Origin of the sequence: Stenotrophomonas sp. PAMC25021 (genome assembly GCF_004795795.1) — a bacterium.
Classification (GTDB): Bacteria; Pseudomonadota; Gammaproteobacteria; order Xanthomonadales; family Xanthomonadaceae; genus Stenotrophomonas; species Stenotrophomonas muris.
This window is the reverse complement of record NZ_CP039255.1, coordinates 501,989-515,268: the sequence shown is the minus strand read 5'-3', so window position 1 is coordinate 515,268 and position 13,280 is coordinate 501,989. Positions and strand designations below refer to the sequence as shown.

12 protein-coding genes are annotated in these 13,280 nt (G+C 67.5%); 1 reads left to right on the top strand and 11 read right to left on the bottom strand.

All coding sequences use genetic code 11. The features are described 5' to 3' along the window. Positions 1 to 75: 75 nt before the first annotated feature. Positions 76 to 3,102: a ligand-binding sensor domain-containing diguanylate cyclase gene (locus tag E5790_RS02535; protein ID WP_041864114.1), complete on the top strand. Its 3,027-nt coding sequence runs from the start codon at positions 76 to 78 to the stop codon at positions 3,100 to 3,102. A 162-nt stretch (positions 3,103 to 3,264) separates the two neighbouring features. Here the strand turns inward: E5790_RS02535 and rnt are convergent, their stop codons facing one another. The 11 genes from rnt to pstS (E5790_RS02480) all read right to left on the bottom strand — a co-directional run bounded on the left by rnt (position 3,265) and on the right by pstS (E5790_RS02480) (position 12,860). Then, positions 3,265 to 3,915 carry a ribonuclease T gene (gene rnt, locus E5790_RS02530; protein WP_032956522.1) on the bottom strand — a complete coding sequence of 217 codons (651 nt, stop codon included), beginning with the start codon at positions 3,913 to 3,915 and terminating at the stop codon, positions 3,265 to 3,267. A 131-nt stretch (positions 3,916 to 4,046) separates the two neighbouring features. Further along, positions 4,047 to 4,568 carry a DoxX family protein gene (locus tag E5790_RS02525; protein WP_032956524.1) on the bottom strand — a complete coding sequence of 174 codons (522 nt, stop codon included), beginning with the start codon at positions 4,566 to 4,568 and terminating at the stop codon, positions 4,047 to 4,049. A 24-nt stretch (positions 4,569 to 4,592) separates the two neighbouring features. Then, positions 4,593 to 5,348, bottom strand: coding sequence for a putative DNA-binding domain-containing protein (locus E5790_RS02520; RefSeq protein ID WP_014646535.1), 756 nt, complete (start codon positions 5,346 to 5,348; stop codon positions 4,593 to 4,595). After that, positions 5,341 to 6,216 (bottom strand): DUF692 domain-containing protein, encoded by an 876-nt coding sequence (locus tag E5790_RS02515; protein WP_111205934.1) that lies wholly within the window; start codon positions 6,214 to 6,216, stop codon positions 5,341 to 5,343. The genes E5790_RS02520 and E5790_RS02515 overlap by 8 nt, the downstream gene beginning before the upstream one ends. Beyond that, positions 6,203 to 6,556: a hypothetical protein gene (locus E5790_RS02510; protein WP_014646537.1), complete on the bottom strand. Its 354-nt coding sequence runs from the start codon at positions 6,554 to 6,556 to the stop codon at positions 6,203 to 6,205. Before E5790_RS02510 ends, E5790_RS02515 begins: the two co-directional genes overlap by 14 nt. Positions 6,557 to 6,793: 237 nt before the next feature. Then, positions 6,794 to 7,501 carry a phosphate signaling complex protein PhoU gene (gene phoU / locus E5790_RS02505; protein WP_005408787.1) on the bottom strand — a complete coding sequence of 236 codons (708 nt, stop codon included), beginning with the start codon at positions 7,499 to 7,501 and terminating at the stop codon, positions 6,794 to 6,796. A gap of 76 nt (positions 7,502 to 7,577) precedes the next feature. Continuing rightward, on the bottom strand, positions 7,578 to 8,408 hold the full coding sequence (pstB, locus tag E5790_RS02500) for a phosphate ABC transporter ATP-binding protein PstB (protein ID WP_005408788.1): 831 nt from the start codon (positions 8,406 to 8,408) through the stop codon (positions 7,578 to 7,580). Positions 8,409 to 8,427: 19 nt separating this feature from the next. Next, positions 8,428 to 9,291, bottom strand: a complete 864-nt coding sequence (gene pstA, locus E5790_RS02495; RefSeq protein WP_014646538.1) for a phosphate ABC transporter permease PstA — start codon at positions 9,289 to 9,291, stop codon at positions 8,428 to 8,430. Further along, positions 9,291 to 10,259 carry a phosphate ABC transporter permease subunit PstC gene (gene pstC / locus E5790_RS02490; RefSeq protein ID WP_005412771.1) on the bottom strand — a complete coding sequence of 323 codons (969 nt, stop codon included), beginning with the start codon at positions 10,257 to 10,259 and terminating at the stop codon, positions 9,291 to 9,293. The genes pstA and pstC overlap by 1 nt, the downstream gene beginning before the upstream one ends. Before the next feature lie 79 nt (positions 10,260 to 10,338). Continuing rightward, positions 10,339 to 11,427 carry a phosphate ABC transporter substrate-binding protein PstS gene (gene pstS / locus E5790_RS02485; RefSeq protein ID WP_111205935.1) on the bottom strand — a complete coding sequence of 363 codons (1,089 nt, stop codon included), beginning with the start codon at positions 11,425 to 11,427 and terminating at the stop codon, positions 10,339 to 10,341. 416 nt (positions 11,428 to 11,843) lie between these two features. After that, complete coding sequence (gene pstS, locus E5790_RS02480; RefSeq protein WP_014646540.1) at positions 11,844 to 12,860, bottom strand: phosphate ABC transporter substrate-binding protein PstS; 1,017 nt, start codon at positions 12,858 to 12,860, stop codon at positions 11,844 to 11,846. Positions 12,861 to 13,280: the final 420 nt, after the last annotated feature.

Below are 13,280 nucleotides of genomic sequence, written 5' to 3'. Positions count from 1 at the left end.
GCCAGTGCGCGCTGCCCGGCTGTTCCCGCACGCTGCCGCGCCCTGCAGCCGCACCTGGCCGCCGCTGCTGCGGTGATGGGCGGGCAGGGGGACGAGGGGCGCTGGGTGGAGCGCCGCGCATCAGGATTCAGGCGGGCACTGCGGCAGGGCCTGCTGTGGTTGCTGCTGGCCCTCGCGCTGCCGCTGGCGGCACAGGAGGGCGCGCCCCCGCTGCGCGACTACGCCATCGATGTATGGACCTCGCGCAACGGCCTGCCGCACAACTCGCTGCGCGACATCGCACAGACGCCGGAGGGCCATCTGTGGTTCGCCACCTGGGAAGGGCTGGTGCGCTACAACGGACTGGACTTCACCGTGTTCGACCGCAGTACGCGCCCGGGCCTGCGCGACAACGGCATCGGCGCACTGTTCGTCGACCGCCAGGGCGGGCTGTGGATCAGCGATTCGCGCGGCAACGTCAGCCACCGCGGCAGCGACGGCCAATGGCGGGTCTGGGAGCACCAGGCCGGTACACCGCAGGTGCTGATCCAGTCCATGCAGATGGACAGCCAGGGCCGGCTGTGGCTGCTGTACGAAGGCAAGGGCATCGGCTACCTGACGCCGGATGCCGGCATCGTCTACCAGGCACCGGCGGCGGACCTGCCGATGGCGATGAGCTTCACCAAGCTGGTGGTCGATGCACAGGACCGGGTATGGGTCGGCACGCTCGACGGGCTGGTGCTGCGCGACAACGACGGCGTGCTCAAGCGCGCGCCCGCCGCGTGGGGGCTGGGCGCCGGCAGCGGCCTGTCGTGGCCGTACCGGGCACCGGATGGCGCGCTGTGGATCGTCGCCGGCGAGCGCCTGTACCGGGTGGAGGACGACCAGCTGGTGCTGGTGCACCGCCTGCCGGGCCAGCTGCACATGACCTCGATGCTGCAGGACCGGCATGGCGATCTGTGGCTGGGTACCGAGAACCAGGGCCTGCTGCGCATTTCCGCCCATGGCCTGGAGCGGCTGCCGGCCGGCCTGAACCTGCCGGGCGGACGCGTGGTCAGCCTGCGCGAGGATGCCGAAGGCAGCATCTGGGTGGGAGCCAATGGGGGCCTGTACCGCCTGCGCGAAACACTGTTCAGCAGCTTCACCGAGCGCGATGGGCTCAGTGGCGACTACGTGCGCACGGTGTTCGAGGATCGCGACCGCCAGCTGTGGGTCGGCAGCGCCAGCGGCCTTGACCTCCAGACCCGCGACGGTCGTTTCCGCGCGGTGCCGCTGCACAACCGCGGCGGCAAGGCGCCCTCGGTACTGAGCCTGGCACAGGGGCCGGACGGTGACCTGTGGGTGGGAACCTTCGGCGACGGCGTTTACCGGCTGGGTCGCGATGGGGGCCTGCGCCACAACTATGCGGCGGCTGACGGCATGCCGGGCGGCAACATCCGTGCGATCACCGTTGACCCGCAGGGCGTGGTCTGGGCCGGCACGCAGAAGGGCGTGGTGCGCATCGACGGCGACCGGGTGCAGGTCTCGAACGTGCCGGGTATGCCCGGCGGCCTGATCACCGCGCTCGAGCATGACCACCAAGGCAACCTGTGGATCGGCACCATCGAAGGCATCCGCGTGCTGCGTGGCGACCACGTGCAGTCGATCGACCTGGCCCCGCTGGGGGGCGGCCGCAGCGTGTTCGGTTTCCACCAGCTGGGCGATGCGATGTGGATCAGCAGTGATCGTGGCCTGTACCGCTGGCGCAACGGTGCGCTGGCGCGGGTCGGCCTGGAGCAGGGCATGCCGGTGGACGCGGTGTTCCAGCTGGTGCCGGACCGCCTCGGCAATGTCTGGATCAGCAGCAACCGTGGTGTGCTGCGCACCGACATGGCCACCCTCAATGCGGTGGCCGATGGCCGCACGCCGCGGGTGGTGCTGGAGCGCTACAACGAGATCGACGGCATGGCCAATGCACAGGCCAATGGCAGCTCCAGTCCATCGGCGATCCTGCGCCAGGATGGCACGTTCTGGGTGGTCACCGCCGGTGGCCTGAGCACGGTCGACCCGCAACGCCTGCAGCGTTTCCGCGAGCGGCCATCGCCGCCGGCGGCGATCGAGAGCGTGCAGGTGGATGGTGCGCCGGTGCACTGGGAGGGACCGGATCGCAATTACATTCCCGGTGGCCGCCGGTTGGCGGTGAGCTATGTCGGCCTGAGCTACCTGATGTCCGACCGGATCCGCTACCGCACGCGGCTGGACGGCCTCGATGCCGGCTGGGTCGAGCGTGGCCCGCAGCGCAGCGTCGAGTTCGTTGGCCTGCCGCCGGGCGACTACACCCTGCATGTGGCTGCGGCGCATCCGGGCGGCAGCTGGGGCCAACAGGAGGCGGTGTGGAGCTTCAGCGTCGAGCCGTTCTGGTGGCAGCGGCGCAGCGTGCAGGCGCTGGGCGGGCTGTTGCTGCTGGCCGGCCTGGTGGCACTGTACCGCCTGCTGCTGCAGCAGCTGAAGGCCAGCAACCTGCGCCTGGCGCGGCGGGTGGACGACGCGACCTTCGACCTGCAGGCCAAGACCGTGCACCTGCAGGCGCTGAACCAGGAAAAGACCGAGCTGGCCGAGCGCCTGGCGCGCCAGGCCGAAGCCTTCGAGCGCCAGGCCCGCGAGGATGCGCTGACCGGGCTGGCCAACCGCCGCGGCTTCGACGAGACGCTGGCGCGTGACTTCGCCCGTTCGCAGCGCAGTGGTCATCCACTGTGCCTGGTGGTGCTGGACATCGACCATTTCAAGGACGTCAACGACCGCCACAGCCACAGCATCGGCGATGCCGTGCTGGTGCAGGTGGCGACGCTGATCGCAGCCGCCAGCCGCGACTCCGACCTGCCGGCGCGAACCGGCGGCGAAGAGTTCGCGCTGCTGCTCAACGACACCCGCCTGGAGGAAGCCGCGCAGCTGTGCGCGCGCCTGCGCGGCCTGTTCCATGACCACCCCGACTGGGCCGGTGTGGAAGGCCTGCGCGTGACCTTCAGTGCGGGGCTGGTGGAGCTGGATGCCGACGACCGCACCCCGGCGCTGCTGTACCAGCGCGCCGACCGCGCGCTGTACCGCGCCAAGAGCGACGGCCGCGATCGCACGAGCATTGGTTGATCGCATCCACGCATGGCGTGGATCTACTGTGCGGCGATTGATTCGCCACCATGCATCGATGGAACGACGTCGGCCTGTAGAGTCGAGCCGTGCTCGACCACCGCGCGGCAGCGCGGAAAAAGGTGCAGCCGAGCATGGCTCGGCTCTACAGAAAGCGCTTTCTTACCGCGGCCAGGCGTTGGCGATGGTGCAGAACAGCCGCGCGGTCTGCTCGGTGTCATATACCGCGCTGTGCGCTTCATTCGCATCCCAACCCAGCCCGGCGGCAGTGGCCGCACGCGCCAGCACGGTCTGGCCGTAGGCGATACCGGCCAGGGTGACCGTGTCGAACACGCTGAACGGATGGAACGGGTTGCGCTTGTGGCCGGTCCGCGCCACGGCCGCGTTGACGAAGCCGAGGTCGAAATGGGCATTGTGGCCAACCAGGATCGCGCGCTGGCAGCCGTACTTCTTCATCGCCGCACGCACCGGAGTGAAGATGTGGTCCAACGCCGCTTTTTCTTCCTTGGCCAGCCGGAACGGATGGTCGAGGATGATGCCGGTCACTTCCAGCGACTTCGGGTCGATCTCCAGGCCCTCGGCCGGGACCACGTGGGCACTGGCGGTCTGGCCGGGGTAGAGCAGGCCGTTCTCGTCCATCTCGATCGGCACCGCAGCGATTTCCAGCAGCGCGTTGCGCTGGCTGTCGAAGCCGCCGGTTTCGACATCCACCACCACCGGCAGGAAGCCGCGGAAGCGTTGTGACATCGCGCGCTGCGCCTGGGGAAGTGCGGAATCGGGAACGGCGGCAGGTGCGGGGATGGGGTCAGTCATGCGTGAATTCTATCAGAGCGGCCCTGAGCGCCCGGCCACGCAGCCCATGCCAGCCACCGTGGTGGCACGAACGCAGAACCCGGTAGGTGCCAACCTTGGTTGGCACATGACGCGCCGACCAAGGTCGGCATCTACCGAACCGCTGGCCGCGCAGGTGTGGCCGAGGGAGACCACCGCGCCAACCAGGCGTCCACGCTCAGCTTGCCGGCGCCGGTGAAGATCAGCGGCAGCAGCATGGCCATGAACAGCACCGGCAGCTTGAAGTTGCCGAAGCCCTGGTCGCTGATCGCATAGCCCATGGCCAGGTCGGCCAGCGAGTTCCACTCCATCGGCCAATGCACCGCATAGGTGGCCACCACGGTCAGCACCAGCAGGCTCGCGGCGGCGAAACGGGTGCCGAAACCGAACAGCAGGCAGGCCGCCCCGAGCAGTTCGAACCAGGTCGCCAGTTGCCAGTTCAGGGTGGCCGGCAACTGGTCGAACGGGAATGGAAAGGCGTCCTGCAGGTCGGCGAACCAGTTCTGGCCGCGCAGCTTCTCGCGGCCGGATTCGAAGAATTCCCAGGCCAGCAGCAGGCGCAGGCCGAGCGGGGCCAACCAGGGGGCGAGACGGTCCAGCTGGTCACGCGCGGCGGCCAGGGTCGGAAGGTTCATCAGGGGATCTCCGCAAATGGGGTGTCAGGGCGGGGCGGTGAGCGGGCCGATCACGCCGGCCTGCAGGAACTGCCGCAGCAGCGCGGCACCGGGGCCGGCCAGCGCGTCTTCGGCCAGCCCATGCGTGGTGGCGAGGCGTTGCAGGTACGTACGGCCTTCCAGCCCAGGCTGTTCACCGATGCTGGACAGCAGGTGCACCGCCAAGGGGCTGAGCGCGGCGAATCGCACTTCACCGTCGGCTTCGCGGCGGACCAGCAGGCCGGTGGGTTCTGGGAGGGGCTGGGTCGGCGCATCCTCTGCACCGAGACGGTGCACCGGCCACTGGTACAGCAGCGGCCACGCCAGCGGCGAACGCTGCAGCGGCACCCGCAGCGGATCGACATCGCCAGGCGCAGGAAGTGGCTCGGCCTGCAACTGGTACAGCGCGGTTTCCACCCACTCGTAGTGGGCCAGTTCGGCCAGCGCCGGGTGCGGCAGCTGCGGCTGTGCCTGCAGCCACTGCACGAACTCGGCGGCCAGCTCGGTGAACAGGGGGGTCTGGCAGCGATGGGTGGCGAAGTAGTGGCGCACCAGCGCGCTCCATGCCGGTTCGCCGAGCAGGCGGACGCAGACCGGGAAACCGTTGCTCAGGAGCCCGAGCAGGTTGTTGAACAGCAGGTGCTGGTACACCGCCAACCGGCGTGCATCCAGGCCGGCCGGTGCCGGCACCGCCTGTGGATCGCGCAGGTGCGCGGTGAACGCGTGCTGCTGCGCGCGCAGGGTGTCGATAGCGTCAGCCATGTGCAGCCCCGGCGTGTGCGGCCTGCAGGCGGCGGATGGTCTGCAGTTCGCCCTGCAGTTCCGCATAGGGCGGGAAATTGAAATCGCGTTCGAGCAGGGTGGGGCGTGGGCCGATGCGAGCATAGGTACGCGCCAGCAACTCCCAGACCGGATCAATCACCGCGCTGCCATGGGTATCGATCTTCAGGTCGGGTGCCTCGTCCAGGTGCCCGGCCACGTGCAGGCAGACGATACGCTGCGCGGGCAGGCCGGCGATGAAGCCATCGGCATCGTAGCCGTGGTTGCAGGCGTTGACGTAGACGTTGTTGACGTCCAGCAGCAGGTCGCAGTCGGCTTCGGCGAGCACCGCATTGGTGAACGCCAGCTCGTCCATCGCCGGTTCCGGCGCCAGGTAGTAGGACACGTTCTCCACCGCGATGCGGCGGCCGAGCAGGTCCTGCACGCGGCGGATGCGCTGCGCGGTATGGCGCACGGCTTCGTCGGTGAAGGGGATCGGCAGCAGGTCGTACAGGTGGCCGTCGTCGCTGCAGTAGCTCAGGTGCTCGCTGTACAGCGGCACGCGGTGCTTTTCGAGGAACCGGCCGACCTGCTCCAGCAGCGGGGTGTCCAGGGCGGCACTGCCGCCCAGCGACAGCGACAGGCCGTGGCAGCTCAGCGGATGGCGGTGTGCCAGTTCGGCCAGGGCATCACCGGCCGGGCCGCCGACATGGATCCAGTTCTCCGGCGCGCATTCCAGGAAGTCGAAGTCGCCTGCCGGAGCGTCACGCAGATCCTGCAGCAGCGCCCGGCGCAGGCCCAACCCTGCAGCCGCCGCGCGAAGCGGCGACTGCGGGTGGACGAGGCTGGCGCGGACGTCAGTGCTTGCCACCGCACTTGCCTTCGCCGCACTTGCCTTCAGCCGACTTCGTGTCGCCGGTCTTGGCCTTGGCGCCCGCTGCGCCGGCAGCCTTGCCCTTGTCGGCACCGCACTTGCCTTCGCCGGTCTTGCCGTCGGCACCACACTTGCCTTCGGCGTGCTTGGTCGCGTCGGCTGCCATCTTGGTATCGGCGGCCTTGGCATCGGTGCTGGCCTTGGCTGCCTGGCCGGCCACCAGGTAGCCCTGGGCGAGGTCGCTCATGCTCAGCGCCGAGGCGCTGGCGGTCATGCCCAGGCCGGCGGCCAGGGCGGTAGCGGTCAGCAGGGACAGGGTCTTGTTGGAACTGCTCATCGGTCTTACTCCTGGGTGGTGGGCAGGTGCCCGGGGTGAATCGATGGTGCAGCGATCCTACTCAACGAATCCTCGCCAAGAACTCAAATTTTCGTGAGATCTGTTACAGAAGCATCCGGCAGGTCCGCACCGGGCACGCGTGGCGCCCACAATGCGGATGAAACACCCCAAAAAAGAAGGCCGCTGTCACCAGGACAGCGGCCACCTTGGAGTCGACTCCGGTGTTGCAGTGCAGCGTCAGGGCTGGCCGGTGCTGGAGGTCTCGTCGCGCTTTTCACGCGGTGGCAGCGGCTGCTCGCCATGCACCAGGAACCATACGTTCTCGGCGATGTTGGTGGCGTGGTCGCCCACGCGCTCCAGGTTCTTGGCCATGAACAGCAGGTGCGTGCACGGGGTGATGTTGCGCGGGTCTTCCATCATGTAGGTCAGCAGCTCGCGGAACAGCGCGGTGTACTGCGCGTCCAGGCGGGCGTCGTCCTCACGCAGTTCCAGCGCGGCATCAGCATCGTTGTCGCGGTAGGCGGCAATGGCACGCCGGACCTGCTGCGCGGCCAGGCGGCCCAGTGCACGCAGGCCCTGGATCTGCGGCAGCGGCGGCACCTTGCCCAGCGCGATCGAGCGCTTGGCGACGTTGGCAGCGTAGTCACCGATGCGCTCGATGTCGGCCGGAATGCGCAGGCCGGCAAGGATCTCGCGCAGGTCGCGCGCCATCGGGCCACGCAGCGCCAGGCGCATCACGTCGTGGCTGATCTGCTGTTCCAGCGCATCGATCGCCTCGTCGTTGGCGATGATGCGATGGGCAGCGTTCTCGTCGCGCTTCTCGATCACGTCCATCGACGCTTCGAGCTGGGCGACGGCCATCTCGCCCATGCGCACGATCTCGGCCACCAGGCGCTGCTGCTCTTCGTCGTAGCTCTTGACGATGTGGTCGTTGGGAAGGTTCATGGTTGTTCCACTCTGTAGAGTCGAGCCACGCTCGACTGATGGTGTCTGCAGGGTCGAGCCGTGCTCGACTGACGTTTCAGCCGAAGCGGCCGGTGATGTAGTCCTCGGTCTGCCGCTGCGACGGCTGCGAGAAGATCACTTCGGTGCGGTCGTGCTCGATCAGGTCGCCCAGGTACATGAAGGCGGTGTAGTCGGACACGCGAGCGGCCTGCTGCATGTTGTGGGTGACGATCACGATGGTGTACTCGTGCTTGAGTTCTTCCACCAGCTGCTCGATGCGGCTGGTCGAGATCGGATCCAGCGCCGAGGTCGGCTCGTCCAGCAGCAGCACCGACGGGCGCAGGGCCACGGCACGGGCGATGCACAGGCGCTGCTGCTGGCCGCCGGACAGGCCCAGTGCGCTCTGCCCCAGCTTGTCCTTCACTTCGTCCCACAGCGCGCCCTGGCGCAGCGCCTGCTCGACGCGGTCGGCCATGTCGGCCTTGCTCAGCTTCTCGTGGTGGCGGATGCCGTAGGCCACGTTCTCGAAGATGGTCATCGGGAACGGCACCGGCTTCTGGAACACCATGCCGACCTTGCTGCGCAGGCGGTTCATCGGGTACTTCGGCGACAGGATGTTCTCGCCGTCCAGCAGCACTTCACCGCGCGCTTCCAGCTTCGGGTACAGCGCGTAGATGCGGTTGAAGATGCGCAGCAGGGTCGACTTGCCGCAACCGGAAGGACCGATCAGCGCGGTCACGCGCTTTTCCGGGATTTCCAGGTTGATGCCCTTCAGGGCGTGGAACTTGTCGTAGTAGAAGTCCAGTCCACGCGCAGCCAGCTTCACCGGCGACGGCGTGTGCAGGCTCTCGTGCGAGGACGGCACGGCGATGCGCTGCATCGGCACGGCGTTGGAAAGGTCGTTCATGGCGTTATCCACGGAAAGGTCAGTCATGGGAGATACGGTTGCGCAGCAGGATGCCGCGGGCGGCAAGGCTGACCAGCAACACGAAGACAGTCAGCACCAGGGCACCGGCCCAGGCCAGCACCTGCCAGGATTCATACGGGCTGCCGGCGAACTGGTTCATCACCACCGGCACCGAGGCCATCGGCTGGAAGATGTTGTTGTTCCAGTACTGGTTGCCGAAGGCGGTGAACAGCAGCGGTGCGGTCTCGCCGGAGATGCGGGCCAGTGCCAGCAGGATGCCGGTGATGATGCCGGCCGAGGCACTGCGGTACAGCACCTGCACGATCACCTTCCACTGCGGGATGCCCAGCGACAGGGCCGCTTCGCGCATCTGCGAGGGCACCAGGCGCAGCATCTCGTCGGTGGTGCGTACCACCACCGGCAGCACGATGAAGGCCAGCGACAGCGCACCGGCGAACGCCGAGAAGTTGCCGCCGGTCTGCATCACGTACAGGGTGTAGACGAACAGGCCGAGCACGATGGACGGGGCCGACAGCAGGATGTCGTTGACGAAGCGGACCACGGTGCCGGCCTTGCGGGCGTTGCCGTACTCGGCCAGCCAGGTGCCCGCCAATACGCCCAGCGGGGTGCCGATGCCGATGGCCAGCGCACACATCACGGCGCTGCCGAAGAACGCGTTGGCGAGGCCGCCTTCCTGCATCGGCGGCGGCGTCATCTTGGTGAACAGATCCAGGTTGATGCCGGCCAGGCCCTTGGAGGCCAGGGTGAACAGGATCCAGCCCAGGAAGAACAAACCGAACAGCGCGGTGGCGCAGGAGGCGGTGATCGCAACGACATTGCCGATGCGGCGGCGCAGGTACAGGGAGTCAGCGGTGCTGGACATCAGTTGCCCTCCTTGCGGGACAGGCGCATCAGCATCAGGCGGGCGATGGCGAGCACCACGAAGGTGACGATGAAGAGGACGAAGCCGAGCAGCAGCAGGGCCGAACGGTAGGTTTCAGTGGCTTCACCGAAATCGTTGGCGATCAGCGCAGCAATGGTGGTGCCCGGTTCCAGCAGCGACGGCGACAGGCGCACGCTGTTGCCGATCACGAAGGCCACCGCCATCGTCTCGCCGAGGGCGCGGCCGAGGCCGAGGAAGATGCCGCCGATCACCGCCGAGCGGGTGTAGGGCAGCACGATGTCCCAGCTCACTTCCCACTTGGTGGAGCCCAGCGCATAGGCCGATTCCTTCAGGCGGGTCGGCACGGTCAGGAACACTTCGCGCATCACCGAGGAGATGAACGGAATGACCATGATCGCCAGCACGAAACCGGCGGTGAGCATGCCGATGCCCAGCGGCGGGCCCTGGAACATCGGGCCGATGATCGGCCATTCGCCCAGGGTCTCGTTGAGGAACGGCGTGACGTACTCGGTCATCACCGGCACCAGCACGAACAGGCCCCACATGCCGTAGATGATCGAGGGAATGCCGGCCAGCAGTTCGATGGCTGTGCCGACCGGGCCACGCAGCCAGCGTGGCGCGACTTCGGTGAGGAAGAAGGCGATGCCGAAGCTGACCGGCACGGCGATGACCATCGCGATGACGGCGGTGACCAGGGTGCCGTAGATCGGGGCGAGCGCGCCGAACTTGTTTTCGACCGGATTCCAGTCGGCGGAGAAGAAGAAGCTCAGGCCCTGCATCTGCAGGGCATGGCGGCCGCCCCACAGCATCGACAGCGCGGCGCAGGCCAGGGCGATCAGGACGAAGATGACGGTGCCGACCAGCACCCATCGGAACAGTTTGTCGTTGCGGGCATCACGCGCATCACGCGTGGACGGGGCGGCTACAGGCTGGGCGATGGCATTCATGGGGACGGCAGGGCCAGGAAGGGGCGGGGCGGCACGGCGTGGAAGCGGTGCCCGCGCGGGGCGGGCACCGTCGAGTCCGTCACTTCAGGTCGGTCGCCCAGTAGGCCTCGATCTGCTTGACCAGTTTGGCCGGCAGCGGCACGTAGTGAAGTTCGTTGGCCTGGGCCTGGCCGTTCTCGAAGGCCCACTTGAAGAAGGCCAGGGTGTCCTGGTTGCGCTTGGCGTCCTTCGGCTGCTTCTGCATCAGCATGAAGTTGGTGGCGGTGATCGGCCACGCCTGCTCGCCCGGGGCGTTGGTGATGACCAGGTTGAAGTCCTTGGCGCTGGCCCAGTCGGCGCTGGCGGCCGCCGCGGCGAAGGTTTCCGCGCTGGGCTCGACCCAGTTGCCGGCGGCGTTCTGCATGGCGGTGTACGGCATGCCGTTCTGCAGCGCGTAGGCCAGCTCGACGTAGCCGATGGAGCCCTTGATCTGCTTCACGTACGAAGCGACGCCTTCATTGCCCTTGCCACCGACGCCGTCCGGCCACTGCACCGAGGTGCCTTCGCCGACCTTGCTCTTCCACTCCGGGCTGACTTTGGACAGGTAGTTGGAGAAGTTGAAGGTGGTGCCCGAACCGTCCGAACGGTGGACCAGGGTGATCTTGCCGTCCGGCAGCTTCACGCCCGGGTTGGCGGCGACGATGGCCGGATCGTTCCAGGTCTTGACCTTGCCCAGGAAGATGTCGGCCAGCAGGGCGCCGCTCAGGCGCAGCTTGCCGGCTTCCAGGCCTTCGATGTTGACCACCGGCACCACGCCGCCGATGGCCGACGGGAACTGGGCCAGGCCGGCCTGTGCCAGCTCTTCGCTGCTCAGCGGCTTGTCGGAGGAGCCGAAGTCGACGGTGCCGGCCTTGATCTGGGCGATGCCGCCGCCGGAGCCGATCGACTGGTAGTTGATCTTGGCCCCGGTGGTGGCGTTGTAGTCGGCCGACCACTTGGAGACCAGCGGGAAGATGAAGGACGCGCCCGCGCCGGACACTTCGGCGGTCACCTTGGCACCGGCAGCGGCCGGGGCAGCGGCACCGTCGGCCGCCGGCTGCTGCGCGGCCTGCTTGTCGCCACCGCAGGCCGACAGGCCCAGGGCGATGGCCAGGGAAAGGGCGGCAAGGCCGGCCGAGTGCAGTTTCATGGTCACTCCATAGCGGGGAAGAGCCGACGTGGTCGGCGGATGCGGCTATGAAATGATGTTTTTGTTACAGCCGTATTACGACCATGACAGAGGTGTCCTGGATCACGTTCTGACAAGGGTTTCACCGGGTTGGCCCCCATCCGGCAGAGCCCCGGAGACCCCGGATCTGCGCACCGGTATGGCGGCCGGTTGGCCCTTGTGGAGTCAAGCCATGTTCGATAGCTCCCTGCCCTCGGTAGGTGCGGACCGTCGGTCCGCACGCTCCAGCACCCAGCCGAGCGTGGGCTCGGCGCTGCAGAGGCAGATGCATGCATCCCCGAAAACAAGAAGAGCGCGAGATCTCGAGGATCTCGCGCCCGGTTGGGGCCGGCGGGGGAGAGAGGACCCGCCGGCCCCGTTCCTGCGGGGGAACGTGCTTACTTCAGGTTCTGCGACCAGTAGGTCTCGATCTGGCGGACCAGGCTGTCCGGCAGCGGCACGTAGTCCAGCTGGCGGGCCTGGGCGTCGCCGCTCTTGTAGACCCAGCGGAAGAACTCCTGGGTGGCCTTGCCGTTGGCAGCGTTCTTCGGCTTCTTGTGCACCAGGATGAAGTTGGTGGCGGTGATCGGCCAGGACTCGGCGCCCGGGGCGTTGGTCATCACCAGGTAGAAGTCCTTGGCGCTGGCCCAGTCGGCGCTGGCGGCAGCGGCGGCGAACGATGCATCGCTCGGCTGCACGAACCTGCCGGCAGCGTTCTTCATCGCCGTGTACGACAGCTTGTTCTGCAGTGCGTAGGACAGTTCGACGTAGCCGATGCCGCCCTTGATCTGCTTCACGTAGGCAGCAACGCCTTCGTTGCCCTTGCCGCCGATGCCGGCCGGCCACTGGACCGAGGTGCCTTCACCGACCGAGCTCTTCCACTCCGGGCTGACCTTGGACAGGTAGTTGACGAAGTTGAAGGTGGTGCCCGAACCATCCGAGCGGTGCACGACGGTGATCTTGGCGCTCGGCAGGGTCACGCCCGGGTTCAGCGCGGCGATGGCCGGGTCGTTCCAGGTCTTGATCTTGCCCAGGAAGATGTTGGCCAGCACGGTGCCGTCCAGCTTGAGTGCGCCCGGGGCGATGCCGGCCACGTTGACCACCGGCACCACGCCGCCGATCACCGACGGGAACTGGGCCAGGCCCGAGGCGGCCAGTTCTTCCGGCTTCAGCGGTGCATCGGAAGAGCCGAAATCAACGGTCTTGGCCTTGATCTGCGCAATGCCGCCGCCGGAACCGATCGACTGGTAGTTGACCTTGTTGCTGGTGGCAGCGTTGTAGTCGGCCGACCACTTCGACATCACCGGGTAGATGAACGAGGCGCCCGCGCCGGTGATTTCAGCGGCGTTGGCGGCGAACACGGACGACGCTGCGAAGACGGCAACGGCAACGCGCGACTTGAAGGCGTGGATCACGGGGTGGCTCCTGGGTTGATTGGAATGCGGGGTTACCCGCCCGGCGCACATTCCATAACGGTTCGATGACAGCGCGGGGACCGTTGTATGACGCATCCGTTACAGCGCTGGCTGGCGCTTGCGCAGCGCGGGCCGTGAAGGTTTTGCGCAGCGGCTGAGGCGGTCGTGCGGGCACAAGGGAGGTGCGCCGGCGCCGGCTGCGGTCACCTTGCATAGGTGGCCGATGAGGTGACGGCTGCCTCCCTTCGCGCGGTCTGCGCCTGGCGTTGCGCAGGGATTCCGCGTCATCCGCGCGAAGCCGGGCGGTGCGGACCAGGGTGACCCGGCGGCTTGCCCGCGTGTCGGTGCCGATACACCACGCCATGGGGCGCAACGGATCGATAAGCATGTGCGCGCAAATGAGTCGTACGCATGACCGCA

Bases quoted from the DNA above. Each gene is read 5' to 3' on its own strand.
- E5790_RS02535 (WP_041864114.1), top strand. From the start codon at position 76: ATGGGCGGGCAGGGGGACGAGGGGCGCTGGGTGGAGCGCCGCGCATCA.
- rnt (WP_032956522.1), bottom strand. From the start codon at position 3,915: ATGACTGACCCCATCCCCGCACCTGCCGCCGTTCCCGATTCCGCACTT.
- E5790_RS02525 (WP_032956524.1), bottom strand. From the start codon at position 4,568: ATGAACCTTCCGACCCTGGCCGCCGCGCGTGACCAGCTGGACCGTCTC.
- E5790_RS02520 (WP_014646535.1), bottom strand. From the start codon at position 5,348: ATGGCTGACGCTATCGACACCCTGCGCGCGCAGCAGCACGCGTTCACC.
- E5790_RS02510 (WP_014646537.1), bottom strand. From the start codon at position 6,556: ATGAGCAGTTCCAACAAGACCCTGTCCCTGCTGACCGCTACCGCCCTG.
- phoU (WP_005408787.1), bottom strand. From the start codon at position 7,501: ATGAACCTTCCCAACGACCACATCGTCAAGAGCTACGACGAAGAGCAG.
- pstB (WP_005408788.1), bottom strand. From the start codon at position 8,408: ATGAACGACCTTTCCAACGCCGTGCCGATGCAGCGCATCGCCGTGCCG.
- pstA (WP_014646538.1), bottom strand. From the start codon at position 9,291: ATGTCCAGCACCGCTGACTCCCTGTACCTGCGCCGCCGCATCGGCAAT.
- pstC (WP_005412771.1), bottom strand. From the start codon at position 10,259: ATGAATGCCATCGCCCAGCCTGTAGCCGCCCCGTCCACGCGTGATGCG.
- pstS (WP_111205935.1), bottom strand. From the start codon at position 11,427: ATGAAACTGCACTCGGCCGGCCTTGCCGCCCTTTCCCTGGCCATCGCC.